Source organism: Neolewinella aquimaris, assembly GCF_014197245.1.
In the GTDB taxonomy this organism is placed as follows: Bacteria; Bacteroidota; Bacteroidia; order Chitinophagales; family Saprospiraceae; genus Neolewinella; species Neolewinella aquimaris.
Window position 1 is genome coordinate 55,493 of sequence record NZ_JACIFF010000011.1, and the last position, 21,225, is coordinate 76,717.

The 21,225-nt window shown below is 56.9% G+C and carries 21 protein-coding genes and 1 tRNA gene; 9 read left to right on the plus strand and 13 right to left on the minus strand.

Features of this window, described 5'->3' with window-relative positions:
* Positions 1-235 precede the first annotated feature (235 nt).
* On the plus strand, positions 236-3,013 hold the full coding sequence (locus tag GGR28_RS17980; protein WP_183497218.1) for a CHAT domain-containing protein: 2,778 nt from the start codon (positions 236-238) through the stop codon (positions 3,011-3,013).
* On the opposite strand, the gene GGR28_RS17985 is transcribed toward GGR28_RS17980, so the two are convergent.
* From GGR28_RS17985 to ffh, 5 genes are all read right to left on the minus strand, one after another.
* Positions 2,980-3,738, minus strand: coding sequence for an anti-sigma factor (locus GGR28_RS17985; RefSeq protein WP_183497219.1), 759 nt, complete (start codon positions 3,736-3,738; stop codon positions 2,980-2,982). The two genes, GGR28_RS17980 and GGR28_RS17985, sit on opposite strands and share 34 nt — an antisense overlap.
* 2 nt (positions 3,739-3,740) lie before the next feature.
* A complete protein-coding gene (locus tag GGR28_RS17990) occupies positions 3,741-4,571 on the minus strand; it encodes an RNA polymerase sigma factor (protein ID WP_183497220.1) in 831 nt (276 codons plus the stop codon).
* A gap of 223 nt (positions 4,572-4,794) precedes the next feature.
* Positions 4,795-6,366 (minus strand): hypothetical protein, encoded by a 1,572-nt coding sequence (locus GGR28_RS17995; RefSeq protein ID WP_183497221.1) that lies wholly within the window; start codon positions 6,364-6,366, stop codon positions 4,795-4,797.
* Between the two features lie 278 nt (positions 6,367-6,644).
* Positions 6,645-7,154 carry a hypothetical protein gene (locus tag GGR28_RS18000; protein WP_183497222.1) on the minus strand — a complete coding sequence of 170 codons (510 nt, stop codon included), beginning with the start codon at positions 7,152-7,154 and terminating at the stop codon, positions 6,645-6,647.
* A gap of 515 nt (positions 7,155-7,669) precedes the next feature.
* The gene (gene ffh, locus GGR28_RS18005) at positions 7,670-9,010 is read right to left on the minus strand and encodes a signal recognition particle protein (RefSeq protein WP_183497223.1); all 1,341 of its coding nucleotides are present in this window, start codon (positions 9,008-9,010) and stop codon (positions 7,670-7,672) included.
* A 95-nt stretch (positions 9,011-9,105) separates the two neighbouring features.
* Here ffh and GGR28_RS18010 point away from each other — a divergent pair, with 95 nt between their 5' ends.
* Positions 9,106-9,681 (plus strand): OmpA family protein, encoded by a 576-nt coding sequence (locus GGR28_RS18010; protein ID WP_183497224.1) that lies wholly within the window; start codon positions 9,106-9,108, stop codon positions 9,679-9,681.
* Between the two features lie 28 nt (positions 9,682-9,709).
* On the plus strand, positions 9,710-10,318 hold the full coding sequence (locus tag GGR28_RS18015; RefSeq protein WP_183497225.1) for a hypothetical protein: 609 nt from the start codon (positions 9,710-9,712) through the stop codon (positions 10,316-10,318).
* Here GGR28_RS18015 and GGR28_RS18020 read toward each other — a convergent pair.
* Genes GGR28_RS18020 through GGR28_RS18035 form a run of 4 tightly spaced genes read right to left on the minus strand, consistent with a single transcriptional unit; the run spans position 10,302 to position 16,283 of the window.
* Positions 10,302-11,408, minus strand: a complete 1,107-nt coding sequence (locus GGR28_RS18020) for an MBL fold metallo-hydrolase (RefSeq protein WP_183497226.1) — start codon at positions 11,406-11,408, stop codon at positions 10,302-10,304. The two genes, GGR28_RS18015 and GGR28_RS18020, sit on opposite strands and share 17 nt — an antisense overlap.
* 17 nt (positions 11,409-11,425) lie before the next feature.
* Entirely contained in the window at positions 11,426-13,147 is a 1,722-nt protein-coding gene (locus GGR28_RS18025) for a sodium:solute symporter (RefSeq protein ID WP_183497227.1), read from the minus strand.
* Between the two features lie 37 nt (positions 13,148-13,184).
* Positions 13,185-13,334, minus strand: a complete 150-nt coding sequence (locus GGR28_RS18030) for a hypothetical protein (RefSeq protein WP_183497228.1) — start codon at positions 13,332-13,334, stop codon at positions 13,185-13,187.
* A gap of 15 nt (positions 13,335-13,349) precedes the next feature.
* Positions 13,350-16,283, minus strand: a complete 2,934-nt coding sequence (locus GGR28_RS18035) for a DEAD/DEAH box helicase (protein ID WP_183497229.1) — start codon at positions 16,281-16,283, stop codon at positions 13,350-13,352.
* Positions 16,284-16,349: 66 nt separating this feature from the next.
* On the opposite strand from GGR28_RS18035, the gene GGR28_RS19410 reads away from it, so the two are divergent.
* From GGR28_RS19410 to prfB, 6 genes are all read left to right on the plus strand, one after another.
* On the plus strand, positions 16,350-17,060 hold the full coding sequence (locus GGR28_RS19410; protein WP_183497230.1) for a CPBP family intramembrane glutamic endopeptidase: 711 nt from the start codon (positions 16,350-16,352) through the stop codon (positions 17,058-17,060).
* Positions 17,061-17,137: 77 nt separating this feature from the next.
* Positions 17,138-17,214: transfer RNA gene (locus GGR28_RS18045), tRNA-Arg, on the plus strand.
* 51 nt (positions 17,215-17,265) lie between these two features.
* Entirely contained in the window at positions 17,266-17,514 is a 249-nt protein-coding gene (gene rpmB, locus GGR28_RS18050) for a 50S ribosomal protein L28 (RefSeq protein WP_183497231.1), read from the plus strand.
* A gap of 12 nt (positions 17,515-17,526) precedes the next feature.
* Positions 17,527-17,715, plus strand: a complete 189-nt coding sequence (rpmG, locus tag GGR28_RS18055; RefSeq protein WP_183497232.1) for a 50S ribosomal protein L33 — start codon at positions 17,527-17,529, stop codon at positions 17,713-17,715.
* A gap of 53 nt (positions 17,716-17,768) precedes the next feature.
* On the plus strand, positions 17,769-17,942 hold the full coding sequence (locus tag GGR28_RS18060) for a DUF4295 family protein (protein ID WP_183497233.1): 174 nt from the start codon (positions 17,769-17,771) through the stop codon (positions 17,940-17,942).
* 207 nt (positions 17,943-18,149) lie between these two features.
* Positions 18,150-19,239, plus strand: a protein-coding gene (gene prfB, locus GGR28_RS18065) for a peptide chain release factor 2 (protein ID WP_183497234.1) whose coding sequence is annotated in 2 segments (ribosomal slippage) — positions 18,150-18,209 and positions 18,211-19,239 — 1,089 coding nt in all. Because the reading frame shifts where the segments join, the coding sequence is not laid out codon by codon here.
* Between the two features lie 294 nt (positions 19,240-19,533).
* On the opposite strand, the gene GGR28_RS18070 is transcribed toward prfB, so the two are convergent.
* The 4 genes from GGR28_RS18070 to GGR28_RS18085 form a co-directional block, all read right to left on the minus strand.
* Positions 19,534-20,178 (minus strand): cytochrome c oxidase subunit 3, encoded by a 645-nt coding sequence (locus GGR28_RS18070; protein WP_183497235.1) that lies wholly within the window; start codon positions 20,176-20,178, stop codon positions 19,534-19,536.
* A gap of 5 nt (positions 20,179-20,183) precedes the next feature.
* The gene (locus GGR28_RS18075) at positions 20,184-20,321 is read right to left on the minus strand and encodes a DUF2256 domain-containing protein (RefSeq protein WP_183497236.1); all 138 of its coding nucleotides are present in this window, start codon (positions 20,319-20,321) and stop codon (positions 20,184-20,186) included.
* Positions 20,302-20,484, minus strand: coding sequence for a DUF6435 family protein (locus GGR28_RS18080; RefSeq protein ID WP_183497237.1), 183 nt, complete (start codon positions 20,482-20,484; stop codon positions 20,302-20,304). Before GGR28_RS18080 ends, GGR28_RS18075 begins: the two co-directional genes overlap by 20 nt.
* 117 nt (positions 20,485-20,601) lie before the next feature.
* A complete protein-coding gene (locus GGR28_RS18085; RefSeq protein ID WP_183497238.1) occupies positions 20,602-20,973 on the minus strand; it encodes a PRC-barrel domain-containing protein in 372 nt (123 codons plus the stop codon).
* Positions 20,974-21,225 lie beyond the last annotated feature (252 nt).

Below are 21,225 nucleotides of genomic sequence, written 5' to 3' on the forward strand. Positions count from 1 at the left end.
AACAAACACTTCTTTGCATCGGCATTAGCCATGCAACACAATTCCAAATTGCTTAGAATCCCTAGTAAAACCCTAAACTCAGCGAAATAGTATAGCGCCGACAGATTTTTTGCTTTTCGGTACAATTCGGATCGGAGGCCAAAATCAAGGGCCCGGAAAACGGGGGTGATATTGGTGTTAAAAATCTATTTCAACCGGCTTAATTTGGAGGTGAACACCGACGAACACCTCCCCAATGAAATGGTATAATTTTTTTATTCTTGCGGCCCTATTCCAGATTGGCCTGCTGTATGCTTGCCAACCCGACGGCGCGGAAGCGTGCAATTCCCCCCGTGAGCTGGCAGTACCCACCGGACTAACGGAACGGCTTACCGAGCAGGTAAGCTGGCTCAACGGCATCCACCGGCACTACGAAGGGGATATTATGGCCCAACTGCCCGTGGATACCCTGAAGCGACTGGGCCGGATAGCGGATAGCCTGGACAACCACCCCGATCCCCGCTTAACGATCTACTACGCCCGCACCCGCCGACTGCAGGCAATCGACCTGCAAAACCGCCTGGCTTGGGACAGCAGTACGGTGGTGATGGGGGCCTCCGCCGAAAAGCTGGAGCGGGAAGTTGCCCCCTCGCCGGAACGCGACTACGAACTGGCCTACCACTACAATCTGTTGGGCATAGCGTACGACATCACCTTCCGCCCGACCCCCGCGATCGCCTTCACCCGCAAATCACTCGATCTCAATCTGGCCAACGGATACCGGGTCGATGCACTGAAGGACCACCTCAATCTCTCGTCAATCTACTCGCGCTTCAACCGTCCGGACTTACGGAACGACGAACTGGCGGCGGCCTATCGACTGATGGAGTCGAGCATGAATTGCCTGCAGACGAACAACGACACGTCCACCGTCGCGGGCTTCCGTTACCTCAACGCCCGCAACGCTTACTTCAACGCCCGAACCGCCCTGTACCAGGGTGATACGGTACGGGCCCTGGCGCTGGCTACCCGGGCCAACAACGAACTGGCCGAAACTTTCACGGCGGTTCGCCGCCTGGGGCTGGAGGGAGAAGAGCGCTACCTCATGTTAATGAACGAACTGGCGCTACGGCTCGGCAGCGACTTCTACTTCGAACCGGAACTGAGCAGCCTAGGAAGCCAATCCGCCCACTGGGTAAGCGAGCTCTCCATGCCGGAAAGCAGTGTGTTTTACGTCATGGCCCTCGCCCTGCGTGTGCAGCGAATGCTCATCGATGCACGTACGCGGGGGGAATGCGGCTGGATTTCCTCACCCGAGTACGCAACGGTACTGAGGTACCTGGAAGAGACCACCGTAGAGGAGAGCATCCCCGGTCTGCGGCAGTACCGCGTACTGCTGCCCCGCACGCTCGCGCTCCTGCAACGGGACTGTGGACGGCTTCTACGGGATACCCAGTTGCTGCGGATGGCGAGGGAGCATGCCGAAATTGCGGTAAACGACTACGAACGGTTCGTGGCGCAGGTGGAGATGGAGCCCCACCTGGAGATACTGGGGGGCAACTACCGCGAGTACTATTCGGATGCGATGAGCGTGATCGGGTCCGTCGGAGCGACCGCTTCCGATACCCTTGGATTTAACGAACAGCTCTTCAGCCTTTCGGACCGTGCTAAGAGCATGGTGCTACGGTTGGCGTACGAAAAGCGGCAGAACCGATTCGCGCACGGTCAGGAATACCAACGGCTGCAGCAGCGGGAGCAGGAAATGGTGCGGGCGCTCCGGGCGGCGGCGGGTGCCGGCGATGCCGACCAGACCATCCGTTCGAGTCTTCGCATTATCGCCTATTACGACAGTCTTCGTAGCCAGTCCACCGGTCCCGCGCGACAATTGTATACGGATATGCGCTACTTCGATCGCCTCACTTCGGCCGAGGTGCAGCAACGACTGCTCGACCGGGAGACGGCTGCCATCGACTATGCTTACGCCCGGGGGGAGATTTTTATCTCGGTGATCGCCCCGGCGGCTAAAACCCAGTTTCGGGTACCTGTTACCGCTGAGCTGAATGCCGCGATCGGGGAGATAAGCCGAGGGGAGGCCTCCGGCTACGACAAGCTGCGGCAGGCGGAAGTAATTTTTCGTCACCTGGTTGCCGGTCCGCTCGACTGGCTCGCACGTGAGGGAGGGCTCAATACCGTGCTGGTCGTGCGCGATAAGGCCCTCGCCGGGATAGACTTTTCGATTCTTCCGGTCGGGCCGGTGGTCGATCACCTTAGCTGGACGCGTCACCAACTGGTGATCGATCGGGTCAACGTAGTGTACGGCTACAGTCTTTCGACCCTCCTTTCCGGACGCGACCTCCGGGAAAGCCGCCAAAAAACCGAACAACGCTGGGGCGTCTTCGCGGCGACCGGAGAGTTCACGGTCGGCGGACGTAAAATTAGCCCCCTCGACGAGTTGGGTGGCGCAATTCGTGACTTTGCGTCGACCTACTACTCCGGCGGCAACGACCGGGTCGTCCATCGGGCAACTGACCGGGAAGTGATCGAGGAATACGGCGATTCACGTTACGTGATGTTAGCGGCGCACGGGCACAGCGACGAGATCCTGCCCGAGCGGTACTACCTTCAGTTCTATCCGGACAGCAGCGGGAAGCAGGGTAGATTGACCACTCAGGACATCTACGATACCGACTTGAAAGCTGACCTGGTGCTATCCGTCAACTGCGAAAGCGGGCGGGGCACGGCCTTTACTAATGAGGGAGAGAAGAGTATTTCCCGCGCCCTGCTTTTTGCCGGCGCTACGGCCGTGATCGGTGGTAACGACCTGCTACAGGACAACGTCTACCCCGAAGTGCTCGATCTGTTTCACCGGTACTGGATTGTGGACCGCTACCCGGCCGCGCGGGCCCTGCGGATGGCAAAGCTGACCTACCGAAGCTGCAACTTCGATCAGGATCCCGCCCGGTGGGCCAGCCTGGTTTACTACGGCGATCCAAACATTTCCTACTCCGCAGAGACTGCCCTAAGCAGTCGGTAAGCTTCGGGCGGCAGACTGCCGGGGGGTAGATCGGCTGAATCGAACAGCTCGGCTGCGGCGCTCCGCTCGCCCTTGCCGAGGAGCAGTAGAATTTGGGGAACCATTAGCTGGTCCCTGAACCGTGGATCGGAGCTGTTGCGGACGCATGCTAAATGGTCCTCCGAGCTGCGGAGGTCCCGGCTGATGTAAAGCTCCAGCAGGCTGGCAAAGTATTCGTAGCGTACATTTTGGCAGGGCCGCCCCCGAGCAATTTCCGCCTTTAGTTGGGCGAGCGCGTCGCGGTAGTCCTGCGGTCCCTCGGCCCGCAGCAACTGGTTTTCCCAGCTGTCGCCGCCCGCGGTAATGCCGATCTGTCGGGTTACCTCATTTTCGTAGGATACTGCCCGGGCGAGTAATTCGGTTCCTTCCTCGGGCGAAAAAAGGTAGCCGTCCTGCTTGTTCCAGTACATTACCGCCAGGATGATGACCGCCACCGTACAGGCCGCGCCTAGGGCCCACCGTAGTCGAAGGGACCGTACGGGCGTGCCGTTCTTTTCCTGGTATGCTTCCTCCAACTCCGCCACGTAGTCTCGCTGTACCGACTGCCGAAGTGCCAGTTCGAAGCGCAGTTGTTCCACCAGGTCGGGGTCGGTTTCGAGTTCGTGGGAGAGGAGTTTTTTCTCCGCAGGGGTAATGCGCTGATCGAGCAGCTGATCGATCAGCCTATGTTTTTCCTCCTCGGACATGCTTAGGTACTTTGGTAACGCTCGCGCAATTCCTTGCGGCATTTTGAAATCTCATTCCTCAGGGAACCGGCTGTCTTCCTGAAAATTACGGCAAGTTCTTCATATGAGTAGCCCAGGTATCGCTTATGCAGCAGGGTATAGCAACGGCGGTGGTGGTGTTTGATGTGGTCCAGTGATTCCTGGGTAAGGACGGGCGGCGGGAACGTCAGCCGGGCAATTACCCCCTGATCGAATCCGGTAAGGTCGATGTCCGTAGCCGCCCGTTCCATGTGTTCCTTGTGGGTGAGGCGATGCCGGGACTGGGAGGCGCATTCCGTACGAAAAACCGCCCGCAGGTAGATGCCGGATCCCCGTTCGAAACTGAAGGCGGGGTCGAGCGCCTTTTGGTATAGACTGGTCATGGCATTATGGTATGCGTCCAGGCGGTTCGCAGCTTGCGGACAGCTCCGGCTGGCTTCCCCGTCGCGGTCGACCATCCAGCGGAAGGTCTCGTACCAGTAGCGGAAGATCTTTTCCCGCTGCACGGGGTCCTGGCGCACGCACGACAGCAGGCGGTTATCGAATTGACGGGCAAAGGTTCCTTTGATCCGCTTGATTTCGGTGAGTGTACCGGATTTAATGCCGCCCGCCAGTCCGGTGGCAACCTGCAGGGCTGGCCCCCCGGAAGGTGATGTATGGGCCAACCGGGAAATACGGCCGATCGGCTGGCGGTACCACTTAGCAATGAGTTGCAATACGGAATCGCGTATTTCTTCGAGGGTGTAGCGATCGGGAGCGGCAATGATCCGGGCCAGGGGGGGAGTGCCTCGAGAAAACGGATTGGTTCGGAACATATACGGGGCGTGGGGGGGGTGTCTCTGAATAAGAATGGGGGCGGGTACGCAGGAGCAGTCGTTGTAACTAGTCTGTGAAAAATAATATCAAATAAATGGGACCTACGATGACAAATTGAGATTGACCGCAGCAAACGGAGGTGACACTGATTTTTTCACCTCAATTCGTTCGCTATGCAATTTCTGCTTGATCTCTTTTTTCACGGTATTGTCACTGAAGACATTATCGTGGATTAAGCCACGGTTCCTTGCGATTCAGGGTGGGGCGGACTTCTCGGCCCCGTAAATTAAGCCCCGGTCGGAAGTGTAGCATGAGGCTTTGCAGCCACTCTCTGGCGTGCAGGGGTTGATCGGTTTCGATCAACCCCATTATTTTATCGTATTCCAACGTAAGCCGGTGCTGATTTTTCAGGGTATATATGCGCTGTGCGATGTTGGCAAATCGTTTGAAGTACTGTATTTTTTCTTCATTCACCCTTGTTGTACGGCTATTAAGTAGGCTGTGAAAATTGTTCATGGCCCGGGCGAATTCGTCCATGTATTCGTTCAGGTTAATGTACAGGCAGAGAGCGCTGCGGACCCTTAGGGAGATAAAGCGAAGTCCTTCGTCGTCCAGGTGTTCGTGTACCCGTTCGTCAGTTCCCAATTTTCCCAGCAGTTTAATGACGGCCCGGTGTTTGTCCTGGTAAAACATCAGCATGGTATTGGCCAACAGCAGGGTCGTTTGTCGCTGGTGAAAGGTGAGTTTGTGCTTCAGTAGCTCAATGAGTTTCTCAGCGAGGCCGATCTCACCAATGATGAAAGCAATTTGCAATTGATTATTGAAGAACTTCCGGGTAATGGCCGGATATTCCTCGTACAGACGGTGGTCGAGCATGAAGTTTACCCAGAAGGACCACTCCTTGTCCAGGCCGTGTGGAGCAATCAGATTCTTCCGGCAGAGGTAATTGTTGATCAACAGGTAAAAGACAAGGGAATGGTGGCGACTGAGTCGGGGATGGAGTGCCATGAAACCTTCCCTGAAGGATTGATAGGTGGCGTAATCGCCGTCTTCCGGCCCCGCTACGAGCGGTTCGACCAAGCGGTAGAGCTCAATGAGCTGCCGGTGTTCGTCGTGGATTGGAGCATTGTGCACGGCTGCCTCGGTGCTTCCGAAGATCCGATCGCGGTTGATTCTTTCGATACCGTACTGTGCGGTGTATAGGTCGTATACGTCCCGCAACCGCTGCATGGCCTGTGCGGGCTCACTCTGCACCTGTCGATCCTTACGTACGGAAAGCGAGAAGTGGGCGGCGTGCTCTGCCCTCCAGGACTGTACCGTTCGTTCCGATCCCAGGGGCAATTCGGCAATACTCGACCGCCATGACTCCACTGCCTTCACGTATATCTCCGGGTGGGTGCAGCCGTCGAGCTGGTCGACCAGCAGCCTGTCCCGCTGTGCCGGACAGCTCTGCACCCGCAATACCGCCAAAAAATTCAGAATAGCCTGAATCATTTGCCGGATGAGTTGTGCGATGGCGCGTTCGGGATCCGGACAGTTCCCCCCCGCAAAGAGTTTCCGTACCAGTGCCTTACCCTGTAAAAAACTTGCCGTCCCCTTACTTTTTTGGTAGAGGATAGGAAACAGGACCGATAACCGGCTGCTGTGCCCGAAAAAGGGGGACGCCAAATACTGCCGAAACGATTTGGCGCGGTCCTCAGTCAGTAAATCAAAATGACGGCAAAGGTCACCCAGCTCTCTACCCAGGCAAGCCTTGCCGTCGATAACAATGTGAAACGGATGCTGATACTCCACGGGATAGGGAGGTACTGAGCCGGCATCGCTCACCCGCTATTGAATTATAGCATTCGTGAGGCGATACAAATTCAATTAACCTACCTATGAAGATGCGATATGGATGTTAAAACGGCAAGCATCCGCCGAATTAATACCCCAATTGTTATGCTTTAAAAGCTGATTTTGTTCTCCCTCCCGGTAAATGGGTTTGCATCGATGATCTTCCCACGGTAAGTATGCTCGGATAATGTTGGAATTACCGTACCCAGTACGGGGATCATGAATACTGCCACGTCCTACCGTCCGAGAACGTACCGGGCACTGAGGGCGTAGTGACTACTGAAGGAACTCTCCAGGTATTCCTCGCCCACGAAGAAGGTGGGTACGTAGTCGATGCTTACGTTGATGGGGGTATCCGGGAAGGCATAGTCCAGGCCGATATTGCCGTGAGCCCCCACCCGAACGTCGCTGGAGCCGTCGCCGAAGATGTCGTCGTTCCATTTCCAGACGTAGGCACTGGCGCCACCCCCAATGTAGTAGCGCAGGCCGTCCAGGATCTGGGGATCACCGTGCCACTGCAGCAGCCCCCCGGCACTGTACTGGCTGTATTTGTAGCCGAAGTAATTGCGATTGCGGTAGCCAAGCATCGCTTCGATGGCCAGGTGGTCGTTGAAGGGAAAGGCCTTGAGGCTCAGCGCGAGGGGCGAACCCAGCCGGATGCCGACGGCCGTCTTGTACTCCTGGGCGGAGACTTCCGCCTGCCCAACGAAGAGGCAACAAAGCAATAGGGTAAAAATGAATTTCATAGTGCGTTAAATTGTGCCGGAACAAGACCGGCGGGTGAAAAATAGTGGAGGTAAAGCAAGGTTGAGTGATGCAAGCGATTGAAAATCAAATAAATAGGTGTAATTAGGTGATTAAATCCGGACGCATTTCAATGCCAAAAACTATATTCTTCTATCCGCTCCGCCGGGTATGCCGACCGGTCACGGACCGGCAGGGCACGACGGGATCGCGCGATCCCGGGATCGCTATTGCGTAATCGGCTTGGTGTGCGGAATTGGACGGCATCCGCGGCCCCGCCCCTGTGTTGGCAGACGCGCTGCCGAACTCGCCTCTCTAAGTGTTGCATAGCGTTGAATGATTCCTATCACCGAAATGACAGAACCCAACGCGATTATTTATGGATAGAAACCACCTGCTAAGGGGGATAAAATGCCGAAAAATTGGATTTTATCGTCCGCAAATGGTTGAAAGACAGCATACTGCCCGACCATCAGGATCGGGCAGTACTGGATAAAATTTTACCGGTTGAGCGCGATTACCGCCGCTTCCCGCCCTTAAAATTACCCGCCATCTGGGCCATCATCGGGTTATTCGACATTTTGTGCATCATTTTCCGCATGCCGTCGAACTGCTTGATGAAACGGTTCACATCCTCCATGCTTTGTCCGCAGCCGAGGGCGATCCGCTTTTTGCGACTCATGTTCAGCAGGGCGGGGTCGGCGCGTTCCTGCGGCGTCATGCTGTAGATGATGGCTTCGACGCGACCGAAGGCGGAATCGTCGATGTCGATGTTCTTCATGGCTTTCGACATGCCCGGGATCATGTTGAGCAGGCTCTTCATGTCGCCCATTTTCTTGAGCTGAGCCAGCTGGCTGAGAAAGTCGTTGAAGTCAAACTTGTTTTTCTTGATCTTCTTCTCCAGGCGCTTGGCCTCCTCCTCGTCGAACTGGTCCTGGGCGCGCTCCACGAAGGAGATGATGTCTCCCATGCCCAGGATTCGCTGGGCCATCCGGTCGGGGTAAAAAACATCGATGGCGTCCATCTTTTCGCCGGTGCTGACGAATTTGATGGGCTTGCCGACGGTATACTTCACCGACAGGGCCGCACCGCCGCGGGTATCGCCGTCGAGTTTGGTGAGTACGACGCCGTCGTAGTTGATGCGCTCGTTGAAGGCCTTGGCGGTGTTGACCGCATCCTGACCCGTCATGGAGTCGACGACGAAGAGCGTTTCGTTGGGGCTGATGGCCTCGCGTACGTCGCTGATCTCCTGCATCATCTTCTCGTCGACCGAAAGGCGGCCGGCGGTGTCGACGATGACGACGTCGAATTTGTTCTGCCGGGCGAAGTCGATGGCCTTCAGGGCGATCTCTACCGGGTTCTTGTTCTCGGGCTCCTTGTAGATCTCCGCGCCGACCTGTCCGGCGAGGACCGTAAGCTGGTCGATGGCCGCGGGCCGGTAGACGTCGCAGGCGGTGAGCAGCACCTTCATCTTGCGCTTTTCCTTCAGGTACTTGGCCAGTTTGCCGCTGAAGGTGGTCTTACCCGATCCCTGCAGACCGGCGATCAGCACTACGCCGGGCTCCCCCTTGACGTTGATGCCGACGGACTGTCCGCCCATCAGGTCCGTCAGTTCGTCCTGGACGATCTTGACCATCAGCTGGCCCGGCTTGACGGCCTTTAGTACGTTCTCCGTACCCAGGGCCTTTTCCTTCACCTTGTCGGTGAATTCCTTGGCAATTTTATAGTTCACGTCAGCGGCAACCAGGGCCCGGCGGATCTCCTTCAGGCTGGTTGCGACGTTGATTTCGGTAATCTTATTGTCGCCGGTCAGCGATTTAAAGGCGCCTTCGAGGCGGTCGCTCAGATTATCAAACATATACTTTCAACTTTGACCGACAAAGGTAAGAATTTAGGACACTTAAGCGCCCGGATGATTATATTGGGTTACCGCAACCAAAATCCACAGCGCTAATGTCTACTCCCCTGCGCGTGTTATGCATGGCCGCCGCCTGGTTCGTGTTTTACCTCGCGACTTACTACGGTTGTATCCGTTCACTCGCCGCTCTCCCGGTAGCGGAGGAGACCGTTTCGGCCCGACCCGAGAAAACGATCGATCCCCCTCCGGTCGACACTTCAATGGTTCCCGATACCGGACGCGTGGTTGCGGGCGGGGGCGCAGGAGCGGAGGCGGAAGTGATTCAGCTGAGTTCCACGGAATTCAAGCTGCGCTTTCCCTTTAATTCCGAGACCGAGACCATCTCTCCGGAAGTGGATGCGTACCTGGCGGAGATGGCCCGCAACATCGCCCGGGGGAAGGGTAGGGTGCGCATCGTCGGCCACACCGATGATATCGGCACCCCGGCCGACAACCTAAATCTCGGTCGCCGTCGCGCCGAATTCGTCAAGTCTCTGCTCGTCAGCCAGGGTGTTCCGGCCGATCGTATCGAGGTTTCCTCCCGGGGCGAGAGCCAGCCCGAGGCAACGAATGGTACCGAGGAGGGACGGCGGCGCAATCGCCGGGCAGTGATCACTTTCCTGCCGGAGTAATTCCATTCATAGGTCAAAGCAAACGATTATGAGTCCCCTTCTTCTCCAGATCAACGACACTTCCGACACCTGGCTGTGGTGGCTGCTGCTGTCGCTCGGTGCCTTCCTGCTCGGCTCTCTCCTCACCTGGCTCTTCACCCGGGTAGCCGCGGAAAGATTGGAGCAGAGTAATGCCGAAAGGGACCGTTACCACGCCAGTGCCACGAAGTGGGAAAAAGACTACCAGGGGGTCAAGTACCAGCTCGAGGAAGCCCACAAAATGGAAGCAGACCTACGGGCCAGCCTGCAGAGCTGCGAAGCCGACCGGCAAATGCTCCGTTACCGGGCGGAAAAGGCGGAAGCTTCCCTCACGGAGCACGCAACGGAGCAGGCGGGCGGTTTCTTCGAAGACGATAACCTGCGCATCATCTCCGGTATCGGCCCGGTAGCCAATGCCATCCTCCGCGATGCCGGTATCACGTCCTGGCGCGAACTGGCGGCCGCCGAAGTCACCACCCTGGGGGATATCCTCCGCACGGCCGATCATCCTTTCGATCCCGCCGAGCTCGATTCCTGGCCGAAGCAGGCTACCCTGGCCGCCGCCGGCAGGTGGGAAGAGCTGCGGGTTTTTCAGTGTCGTCTCAGGGACGAACGGTGATCGCTTCCCACCAGTGGTCGCGGTATTCGCCGGCCTCCGCTACGTTGAACCGCTGGCCGATCATGGGACTGATGGCCCGCTGGTGGGTGTCGGCGGTCATGATCCGGTCGATGGGGTCGTACCAGCTGTGGTCCGACAGGCTAAACCCGCCCCAGTGGATCGGCATCACGTGACGACCGCCCAGTTCTTCGTTTGCCTTCAGGGCTTCCTCCGGCTGCATGTGTACGTTCTTCCACCGCTTGTGGTACTGCCCCGAGTCCAGCATGGTCAGGTCAAAGGGACCGTAGCGGCGGCCGATCTCGCGGAAGTGCTGGCCGTAGCCGCTGTCTCCACCGAAGTAGAGTTTGTGGTTAGCCGTCTCGATCACGAAGCTGCACCACAGGGTTTTATTCCGGGTGGAGGGGCTACGTCCGCTGAAGTGGCGGGCCGGAGTAGCGGTGTACGTTATGCCGCCGATGGTTGCGGATTGCCACCAGTCGAGCTCGGTAATTTTGTCATCGGGAATACCCCAGTGCCGCAGGTGGGCGCCCATTCCCAGGGGGACTAGATAGGCCGCAGTACGGTCGCGTACGGCCATGAGCGTATCGTAGTCCAGGTGATCGTAGTGGTCGTGGGAGTATACGATCAGGTCGATCTCCCCGATGCTTTCCAGGGGGTGATAGTCCAGGTACGGAAACCGGTGCCCCAAAAACGGTACGGGTGCCACCCATTCGCCGAGCATGGGATCGAAGAGTACGGTATTGCCTCCGCTTTCGAGTCGCACGGCCGAGTGACCGTACCAGGTGAGCTGATCGGTCGCCGGATCGGGACGCAGCAGGGAATCGGTGACGGCTACGGGTAGGGGTAAGGTGGGTTGAGTCTGTTTGGCCTGTATGTAGCCGATGAGGTCGCCCATAAGGCTGCGAAAATCTTCCTGTAGCCGCGTTTTGTCGAGGTTGCGAAAGCGGCCCATTTTCCAGGCGGCCGTACCCTGGTAATCGCGCTCGGCCATTTGGGCGACGGAGGCGCCGAACTGCGGGTCCTTCCGGATCTTTCGGGCAACGTAGCCAATGGGCAGCATGGCCAGACCGATAAGCCAGTGGGGTTTCATAGCATGGCTTCTGAAGGTTAGGACAATTCCGGAGGAGATGGATCCTGCGTCTGGGCACCTTCCAGAACAACCGCTACGGCGATCGTGATCACGCAGCCGATAAGGTTCAGCCACAGAAAGGCCAGGTCGATGAACTCCACCCAATTGGCTACGAAAGTAAGGGTCACGAAGGTTTGCCCGATGATCGCGGCGCGGAATACGGCTTTTCCTCCCACGTACTTGAAGAAGAAGGCCACGGCAAACACCCCGAGAATCACCCCGTAGAACAGGGAGCCGATGATGTTGACGGCCTGAATCAGGTTGTCGAAAAGATTGGCTACCGCCGCGAACCCGAGGGCGACAACCCCCCAGAGAATGGTCAGCCACTTGCTGGCCGCAAAGTAGTGCTGGTCCGTGCGACCGGGTACCAACGACCTGCGGTAAATGTCGACGACGCTGGTGGTTGCCAGGGCGTTCAGTTCGGAGCTGGTACTGGACATAGCGGCCGAAAAGATGACCGCCAGCAGGAGGCCTACCAGCCCGACCGGCAGGTAGTTGATGATGAAAGTGATGAAAACGTAGTCGCGGTCCTCGGTAATGAGTTCGGGGTCATAGGAGGCCAACAGGCCGTCGACCGAACTGGCCACCGCCCGACGCTCGGCCAGGGTGCCCTCTACGGCCGTGCGGGCCGCGGCAATCGCACCCTCATCTTCGGTGCGCAGTGCATCGACCATGGTGAGGGTTGCCTGCTCGTTGCGCTGGTTGATCCTGGCGTAATCCTCCTCCAGTACGGTCAGTTCGGAGCCGTATTCGGAGTTGCGCAGTTTGTCCAAGTTCGCCGAGTTGAAGTGGACGGGCGGTGGCTGAAACAGAAAAAAAACGAAGACCAAAATACCCACCACCAGCACCAGGAACTGCATGGGTACCTTGAAGATCCCGTTGAAGAGCAAACCGAGTCGGCTTTCCGTCAGGCTCTTCCCCGATAGGTAGCGCTGCACCTGCGACTGGTCGGTGCCGAAGTACGACAAGAACAGGAAGGTACCCCCGAGCATGGCCGACCAAATATTGTAGCGGTCGTTGAGGTCGAATTCCAGGTCGACGATATTGAGCTTGCCCAGGTGGCCGGCCACGCCGATTGCATCCCCCAGACCGATGCCCGCCGGTAATTTGAGTACCACTACCGTACCCGCGGCAAACATGCCCAGCAGGATCACGATCATCTGCTGCTTCTGGGTGACGGACACCGCCTTGGTGCCCCCCATAACTGTGTAGAAGATCACCACAACGCCGATCAGGAGAATGGTGAGGCTCAGCGACCACTCCAGAATGGTGGACAAAATGATGGCGGGTGCGTAGATGGTGATCCCCGCCGCCAGCCCCCGCTGTATAAGAAAAAGGATGGCCGTGAGGGTTCTTACCCGTAAATCGAACCGCCCCTCCAGGTACTCGTAGGCCGTGTACACCTTTAGCCGGTAATAAATCGGCAGAACGAAGACGCAGAGTACTACCATTGCAATGGGCAGACCGAAGTAGAACTGGGCGAAACCAAGCCCGTCGTTGTAGGCCTGCCCCGGCGTACTCAGGAAGGTGATCGCGCTGGCCTGGGTGGCCATGACGGACAGGCCGATGGTCCACCACTTGAGGTCGCGGTCACCGAGCAGGTAGCTCTTGACGTTATCGACCTTGCGGGTTTTGTAGACGCCGTACAGCACGATTGCCGCCAGCGTGCCGGTCATGACGAACCAGTCTAGGAGGTCCATACGGTGTGGTTAGACTGGCTAGGAGAAAGGAGAAGCATTAACTGTAGAGGCAAGTGACCAGATAAAAGGTGATGATGAGGGCAAGATGCAGCAGCAACACGAACAGGTAGATGTTTCGCCAACTTCCCAGTACGGGTGGGGCGTCGATGTCCGGTTCGTCGTTCGGGGGAGCGGCCGCTTGCTTCATGCTGCAAGTTAGGAATTACGACGTTGCATCCCCGGGGGAGAGCAAAAAGTCCAGCTCCCCGCGGTCTAGTTGCAACTGATCCTCCCCACCGATGATCTCGTCGGCCAGCCGCTTCTTGCGTTGCTGGAGGCGGTGAATCTTCTCCTCCAGCGTCCCCTGACTGAGGAACTTCCGGGCGAATACGTTCCCCCGTCGCCCAATGCGGTGGGCCCGTGCGATGGCCTGGTCCTCCACGGTGGGGTTCCACCAGGGATCGAGAATGAACACGTAATCGGCAGCCGTCAGATTCAGCCCCGTCCCCCCGGCCTTGATGCTGATCAGGAAGGTCTGTACCGTCGGGTCGTGCTGGAATCGCTCCACCTCCCTCGCCCGTTGTGCGCTGTCGACCGAACCGGTAATCCAGGCGTAGGGCTGCCCGAGACGGGTCACGTGATCCCGGAAAAGTTCCAGAAAGCGTACCATGCTGCTGAAGATGAGCACTTTTTGGCCGGATCGCCGGATGGTGTTCCACTGCTCGAAGGCCTCCGCGAACTTGCCGCTGTCGTGGGAATAGTCTGGGTCCGCGATCACCGGATGGTTGGCGATTTGGCGTAACCTGGTCAGGGTCTGAATCACGAGGAGCTTGTAGTGACCCGTTTCCGGAGCGGGTGCGCCGAGCAGGGTATTGCGGGCGGCCGATCTTTCCCGTTCGTACTGCCTCCGTTGCTGGGCAGTCATTTCACAGTAGAACACCTGAACGTCGAGTTCCGGTAGGTCGGGGGCTACTTCGGCTTTGGTCCGCCGCAGCAGGTACGGACCGACCAACTGCCGGAGCTGAGCTTTTTTCAACTCATCGTCGTGTACTTCGATGGGGCCGACGAACGCTTTTTTGAAGAAGGGATAGCTGCGGAGTACCCCGGGATTTATGAATTGCATCTGTGACCAGAGATCGGAGAGGGAATTCTCGATCGGGGTGCCGGACAGACTGATGCGGTGGGTAGCTTCGAGATCGTTGATCATGCGGAAGACCTTACTCTTCCGGTTCTTTATCTGCTGACTCTCGTCGAGTACGATATAGCTTAGCCCAATCTCACTAAGAATGGCCTTGTCCCGCAGCGCCGTATGGTAAGTAGTAAGGATCACGTCACTGCGCCGCAGGATTCGGGGGTCACGGGTGCGCTTCGTGCCGGTCTGTATACAGACGGTGAGGGAGGGGGCGAACTTCCTGAGCTCCGCGGACCAGTTGTAGACCAGGGACGCCGGGAGGATAACCAGCGCGCGCAGGGGATTCAGAAAGGACTCGTCGCTCGCCGGTCCCCCGAACAGTTCGATCTGCCCGGCGGGTGGGGCATCCGCGGTATCCAAATTTTGCTTTGCGTACAGGAGTACGGCGATGGTCTGAAGGGTCTTCCCGAGTCCCATGTCATCGGCCAGGCAGGCACCCAATCGCTGATGGTAGTGCTTGATGAGCCAACGCACGCCGGTAAGCTGGTACGGACGCAGGTTAGCGCGGAGCTGTTCCGGAGGGTGGTATGCGGCGGCCAGTTCGTCTCCTTCCCGGTCGTAGCCGGTAGCCACGACTCCCGATTGCCGGAGGGCGGGAGCCTGGCTGCGTGCCATGCGTACCGATTTGCCGTTCACGCGGGCGAGTTGTAGGGCGGGGCCGTAGGAAGCAAGCCATTCTTCCGGAACCAAAAAAAGCTCACCATTCGGCAGCGGCACCCGACGTTCACCCCGCTGGATGTAGCGGATCAGTTGCACGAAGGGCATGCGGTGATCTCCGACGGTTACCGTCCCCCGCAGATCGAGCCAGTCGCCGGTTTCTTCCGCGCTCACTTCCAGCGACGCCGGGGCCAGGGTAAAGGGGTGTCCCCCCTCATCGGGTACGGCAACGGTTACACCGCTGGCCGAGAGGAGTTCGTGGTTGCGTAGTAGCCAGGCCAGGTTTCCGAAGGCTCCGGCATCATCCGCTACCGTGAGGGCGGCGGTGCCGGTCACCTCCCGTACTCCCATTTCCCGCAGGGGAAGGAGCAAGCGTTCTTCCTCCCTCCGGTCGCGAACGACCCGCACCAACCGGAAGGGGGGCTCTACGGTGTAGGTCACCTTTACCTCCTCCGGATCCCCCGCGGGTATGGTCACCTCGCCGTACGTAAAGGAAGCATATAGGTGATAAATTTGGTCGAAGGGGTGGGGCCGGGCGGTAAGCGTAAGTTCGGAAGGAGTCCCGATCTGTAGGTAGTCGAATCCCTGCACCTCAATGTCGTGGCCGACGGCCGCGCGGGAAACGAACTTCCGCAGGTACCGGCCCACTTCGCTTAGGGGTATCCTTACCTCGTCTCGCGTAAGGAATGGCCGCAGGGCGTCTCCCCGCAGTCCGGCTACGGTGAACAGGCGCCGGCCGGTGGCGATCCAACCCGGAGCCGGTCGGTTGGTGAGGATGCGGGGGTCCAGGTGGCGCACGAGGTGGACCTCCCGGTCGGCGGAGCGCAGGCGCAGCCGATAGTGCATTCCCTCCTCCGTCAGGGTGAACGACAGAAGCGCCTTCCAGGGCTGGTGATCGAAGTCGACCAGTGCCGACGTAGGGGAGGAGCGTACGTCGAGGTTCAGGGCAAGCCGGAAGGGGGTCTGCCGGCAAAGCTGCAGCAGTGCCGTTGTTCTGGCGTGAACGTACTGTAGCACTGCGGCGCGCTCCTTGCTCTCCTCGCGGATGAGGCCGGCCAGGCTGGGTGTTTTCTTCGACCCCCTGCGAAAGTGTTCGACCAGGGACTTCTCGCGGAGGCTTTCGGCAAGTTCCAGGGCGTGGAGGAGTTCCGGCACGGCTGCGATCCCGTAACTCTGGAGGGAGGCTCGTTTTGCTGCCTGGTGAACGACCTGGGGGCGCCCCGCCCGGTCGATTCCGCACACGTAGGCCTTCGGTAACCAGAATCCGGTACGGAATTCGAAAAAGTTAAAGAGGATGGCCGACTGCAAGCGAGCTAATTTACGGGGGAGAGGTGCAAAAGGTGGTAAAGGTAAAGGGAGGCCGTATTTTGCGGCGTGTCTCTCTCGCTTCATCTTCTTTTTCTCGTGCTGGGCGTAATCCTGCCCGCCTTTCTCTTCTTCAATGCGCGCAAGTCGGGAAAGGGAAAACCGATCTACTGGTCTCCACGCCTTAAAGTGCGGATGTACTACGGGAATGGGGTGTTGCTGCTCGGGCTTTCGGTGGTCGTGCTGATCTTCTGGTACTTCAACGGCCGGCCGCTGACCGACCTGGGACTGGGATGGGGGAGGACGCCCTACGAACCGGTAGCCATCCTGGTGATCTTCGCCTTTTTGTTTCTCTATGCGGTGGACCTGTTCGCCGAGATTGGCAGTCGGGCGAGACAGCAGGACACGCGAGAGAAGTTCAGGGAGTTGGGCTTCCTGCCGAGCAACGGGATGCAGTACTTACACTTTTTGTTCCTGTGCGCCTGTGCCGGCATCGGGGAGGAGATCGTGTACCGGGGGTTTATGATCACTTACCTGCAAGAAGTACTGGAGCAGCACTCCTGGGGCATTGCCGCTACCCTGATGATTCCGGCCGTTTCCTTCGGGCTGGCCCATATTTACCAAGGCGGGCACGCCGTGGCCAAGATCGTAGCCATGGCGCTGCTGTTCGGGTTTTTCTTTTACCGGACGGGTAGCCTGTGGCCCCTGATCCTGTTGCACACCGCGATTGATGCCGTAGGCGGGCTACTGAGCTGGTATCTGGAGGGGCAGGAGGAGTGAGGGATTGTTTTTTTTAAATTTGCTTGTCGAGTTTAAAAAGAGTTATTACCTTTGCGGTCGCTTCAAATGAGGCAGCTGGCTGCGTAGCTCAACTGGATAGAGCACTTGACTACGAATCAAGAGGTTTCAGGTTCGAATCCTGACGCGGTCACCATTTATCGGAAAGCAGGCTACGGTCTGCTTTTTTTCGCAATGCCATTTCGCTATGTCTAAAGTTTGCAATCTCACGGGTAAGAAGCCGATCAGCGGCAACAACGTCTCCCACTCCAACCGGAAGACGAAGCGCCGTTTCGTTCCCAACATTCAGAAGAAGCGCTTCTTCGTGCCGGAACTCGACAAGTTCGTTACCCTGCGCATTTCCACCAATGCCATGCGCACCATCAACAAACTCGGCGTTCACGCTTACATCAAAAAGCTTGAAAGCAAGGGCATCGAAACCGGCGTAAAGCTTTAATCGCAATCCACCATGGCTAAGAAGAGCAAAGGCAACCGCAACCAGATCATTCTGGAGTGCACCGAGCAGAAGGAAACTAACGTACCCGGCACCAGCCGCTACGTAACCCAGAAGAACCGGAAGAACACCCCGGGTCGTATGGAGCTAAAGAAGTACAATTCCAACCTCCGTCGTATGACGGTGCACCGGGAAATTAAGTAAGCACCTCAACCACCTACGGCTCCCCGCCGTTTGCTGACTAAAAGATACGAATTATGGCCAAGGTAAGTAAGAACTCACGGGTAGGTAAGCGTACCGCCAACGCAGGTTCCGGTCGCGACTACGTTAAAGTTGTACAGTCCATCAAGAATCCCGAAACCGGTAGCTACTCCTACAAGGAAGTGATGGTACATAAGGACAAGCTTGACGATTTCATGAAGGACAAGTAGTCTTTCTCTACCCCCAAGAGCTTCGAAAGGCCCGGATCGCGTACTCGCGATCCGGGCCTTCTGTTGTTGCCCTTGCTGAGGTTGACTCCAACAGCGGGATAATGCCGGTTTGCTGTCCAAATCCGATCGCTTTTCCCCGAATACCCGGCACCTGCGTACCCGCCGAAATGAACTACATTTGTTGCCTAACCCTAAAAGAAAGCTGCCATGACGAACGACCAATTGAAGGAACTGCAAACCCGCCTGGGTTTGCTCAAGCAGTATCTTTGACGTCTCCGAGCGAACGTTTAAGATAGAAGACCTCACCCAGCGGAGCCTCGATCCCGGCTTCTGGAACGATTCCAAGGCTGCCGAGCTCGTAATGAAGGAGCTGCAGAGCCACAAAAACTGGGTAAGTCAGTACGAGAAGGTTGCCGATCGGGTCGACGACCTCGAAGTGCTTCAGGAGTTTCTCAAGGAAGGGGAAGGGTCGGAGGAAGAAGTAGACCGACGCTACGAAGAGACGGTAGCCGTACTCGATGACGCGGAGTTCCGGGCTACCCTCAACCGGCCCGAAGACGAACTCGGTTGCATCCTGGAGATCAACGCCGGTGCCGGCGGTACGGAAAGCAACGACTGGGCGGAAATGCTGCTGCGGATGTACACCATGTACGCGGAGAAGTACGCCGGCTACCGCGTAAGCCTGGCCAGTGAAACCGCGGGAGATGTAGTGGGGATAAAGTCGGCCACCCTGGAATTAATCGGTGATTTCGCGTACGGAATGATGAAGGGAGAAAACGGCGTGCACCGGCTCGTGCGCATCAGCCCCTTCAATGCGCAAGGAAAGCGGATGACCAGCTTTGCGTCCGTCTTCGTGCATCCCCGGGTGGACGACAGCATTGAAGTGGAAATCAATACGGCCGACATTCGCTGGGATACCTTCCGCGCTTCCGGCGCCGGAGGGCAGCACGTCAACAAGACTGAATCCGCCGTTCGGGTGACCCACGAACCTACCGGTATCGTCGTGGAATGCCAGGAGGAGCGGAGTCAGCACCAGAACCGGGAACGGGCGCTTAACATGCTCAAGAGTCGGCTTTACGAGCGGGAACTGGAAGCCCAGCGTGCCGAGAAGGACGAGATCGAGGCCGGGAAAACCGCGAATGAGTGGGGAAGTCAGATCCGGAGCTACGTGCTGGACGACCGCCGGGTCAAGGATCACCGCACCAACTGGCAAACCAGCCAGACCGACGCGGTACTCAATGGAGACATCGAGGGATTCCTGAAGGCCTACCTTCGCTGGAGCGGCGAGGCCAAATAAAAAAGCATCTCGCCGTGGACGAAATGCTTTGAATGGTAAAAAGTGCTTAAAACCATGTGTCGTTCAGCTGTCGGAATGTAGCCCAGTAGAAAAGATCAAATCAGATAAGCAAGGAGTGGTGGAAAAATCCACGTAAATATCATCACACATAGTTGTGCACCTATAGCTTAACAACATCCGTGCCAATTTTCCAGCAGGCTGACCGTCAAGAAGTTACCGAAGCAAGGGAAGTAGGTCTAATTAAATGAAACAGGCTATTTATTATATATAGCGAACCTGTTGTATTTAATATACTTACCCGATGTACTGCCAAACTAGTTGATTCAGCAGGAAGAAAAGGACCAAGTAAATCCAGAGTGCATCCAGGAAGTGCCAGTAAATCGTGAGCAGTCGCAGGTTCAACCGCTTATCCGGATCACTGAAGTAGACCAGGACACTTACGGGCTCTTGCATGTACTTCCGTGCCCGGTAGATGAACAGTCCGAGAAAGGGCAAGCCGCCAATCACGTGGGCAAAATGAAGTGCGGAAATCACGTAGAGGTATCCGGCGGAATTGTCGGTATTGATATAGATCTGGTTGCTAAATAACTGGTACCACGCTACTCCCTGCATGACCATGAAGAAGAGGGAAAGTGCCAGGGTATACCAGAGCATTCGTTGGTAGGCGACCGTGTTGTCGGCGAGATAAAATCGCTTGGCCTGTACCATGGTGTAGCTGCTGCCCAGCAGGATGGCCGTATTGAGGAAGAAAAGTAAGGGTAATTTGATGGGAGGCAAATCACTCTGGACCCGGGTATAGACAAACGCAGCCGTCATTGCCAGAAACAGCATGCTGAGGCTGAAAAGCAGTAGGGCCAGGTAGATGTTTTTGGGGTGAAAGGCGAAGTTGTCTTCACTGTCGTCAACCGGCCGCTTGAGTTCGTGGGGGCGTTCGTACATTCCATCTAGGATTTGTTGCGGCGGCATCGCTCGGAGCAATACTTGACTTCTGTCCACACCTTTGCCCACTTTTTGCGCCAGGAAAAGGGGCGGTTGCAGACTGGACAAATTTTCTGCGGCAGGTCAGTCTTTTTGGTTGCCATCTCTACGTGCTATGATCTGGTCCATTACAGCTTCGGCCGCTGCTGATTTACTAGCATACCCTTTGATGTCGCCCTTCCGCTGCAGGGCCATTGCTTCTTCGAGCAGGCGGGAGTAATCGCGTTCCAGTTGCTTTAGCGGATCCTTTTTGAATAGTCCAAACATCAGATGGGTCGTTTTCCACTCTAACGGCAGGGCGGTACTTAGGTTGCGGAACAATAAAAGAACCCCCTTCAGCTTGCTGCTGAAGGGGGTTCCCGGAGTTCATTTCTCAAAAATTGATTAGGCGGTTGTCCGCTGACTCAGGTGAGTGCGGCGTTGGACTCCGTAGTGATCGTGAAGGCTGTCCCAGTACTTGGACTCACTGGTTTTGGGCCAGTTGTCTTTGTCGAACCCGGGGGCATTCTCGAGGCGATCCTTAGAAACATTGAGTACGAAGGTCTCCTTGGTCGTGTTAACGGTAAATGCTTCGAAGGGAATGGCAAAGTACTTGTCGCCCATGCCGAGGAAGCCACCGAAGGAGAGTACGGCATAATTAACGGTGCCGTTTTCGGTGTCGATCATCAGGTCTTTTATTTCTCCGAGGTTTTCACCTTTCTGGTTGGTTACGTTGGTTCCGGTAATGGAAGTGGAAGATAGAATCAGGTTTCTCATAATAATTTCTTTTGCTGCGGACCGTGGGTCAGGTGGTTCAAGTGTGTTTGTGTAAGGTCGTCCGCTTGTTACTAAATCAAAATACACTAATATAACACCACAATGCTTACAAAAGTTCACTATGTAAGCCAAAAAACTCCATTTGAACGGGTGAAAAATTTGTCGTGGCAGCTACCGCGCAGGTGAACGCCGGCGATGTTCCCGCTTTCTTTTGCACTTTTGTACGTACCGGCCAAAGTCTTGCGGCACCCC

Bases quoted from the DNA above. Each gene is read 5' to 3' on its own strand.
- GGR28_RS17980 (WP_183497218.1), top strand. From the start codon at position 236: ATGAAATGGTATAATTTTTTTATTCTTGCGGCCCTATTCCAGATTGGC.
- GGR28_RS17985 (WP_183497219.1), bottom strand. From the start codon at position 3,738: ATGTCCGAGGAGGAAAAACATAGGCTGATCGATCAGCTGCTCGATCAG.
- GGR28_RS17990 (WP_183497220.1), bottom strand. From the start codon at position 4,571: ATGTTCCGAACCAATCCGTTTTCTCGAGGCACTCCCCCCCTGGCCCGG.
- GGR28_RS18000 (WP_183497222.1), bottom strand. From the start codon at position 7,154: ATGAAATTCATTTTTACCCTATTGCTTTGTTGCCTCTTCGTTGGGCAG.
- ffh (WP_183497223.1), bottom strand. From the start codon at position 9,010: ATGTTTGATAATCTGAGCGACCGCCTCGAAGGCGCCTTTAAATCGCTG.
- GGR28_RS18010 (WP_183497224.1), top strand. From the start codon at position 9,106: ATGTCTACTCCCCTGCGCGTGTTATGCATGGCCGCCGCCTGGTTCGTG.
- GGR28_RS18015 (WP_183497225.1), top strand. From the start codon at position 9,710: ATGAGTCCCCTTCTTCTCCAGATCAACGACACTTCCGACACCTGGCTG.
- GGR28_RS18020 (WP_183497226.1), bottom strand. From the start codon at position 11,408: ATGAAACCCCACTGGCTTATCGGTCTGGCCATGCTGCCCATTGGCTAC.
- GGR28_RS18025 (WP_183497227.1), bottom strand. From the start codon at position 13,147: ATGGACCTCCTAGACTGGTTCGTCATGACCGGCACGCTGGCGGCAATC.
- GGR28_RS18030 (WP_183497228.1), bottom strand. From the start codon at position 13,334: ATGAAGCAAGCGGCCGCTCCCCCGAACGACGAACCGGACATCGACGCC.
- rpmB (WP_183497231.1), top strand. From the start codon at position 17,266: ATGTCTAAAGTTTGCAATCTCACGGGTAAGAAGCCGATCAGCGGCAAC.
- rpmG (WP_183497232.1), top strand. From the start codon at position 17,527: ATGGCTAAGAAGAGCAAAGGCAACCGCAACCAGATCATTCTGGAGTGC.
- GGR28_RS18060 (WP_183497233.1), top strand. From the start codon at position 17,769: ATGGCCAAGGTAAGTAAGAACTCACGGGTAGGTAAGCGTACCGCCAAC.
- GGR28_RS18070 (WP_183497235.1), bottom strand. From the start codon at position 20,178: ATGTACGAACGCCCCCACGAACTCAAGCGGCCGGTTGACGACAGTGAA.
- GGR28_RS18075 (WP_183497236.1), bottom strand. From the start codon at position 20,321: ATGGCAACCAAAAAGACTGACCTGCCGCAGAAAATTTGTCCAGTCTGC.
- GGR28_RS18080 (WP_183497237.1), bottom strand. From the start codon at position 20,484: ATGTTTGGACTATTCAAAAAGGATCCGCTAAAGCAACTGGAACGCGAT.
- GGR28_RS18085 (WP_183497238.1), bottom strand. From the start codon at position 20,973: ATGAGAAACCTGATTCTATCTTCCACTTCCATTACCGGAACCAACGTA.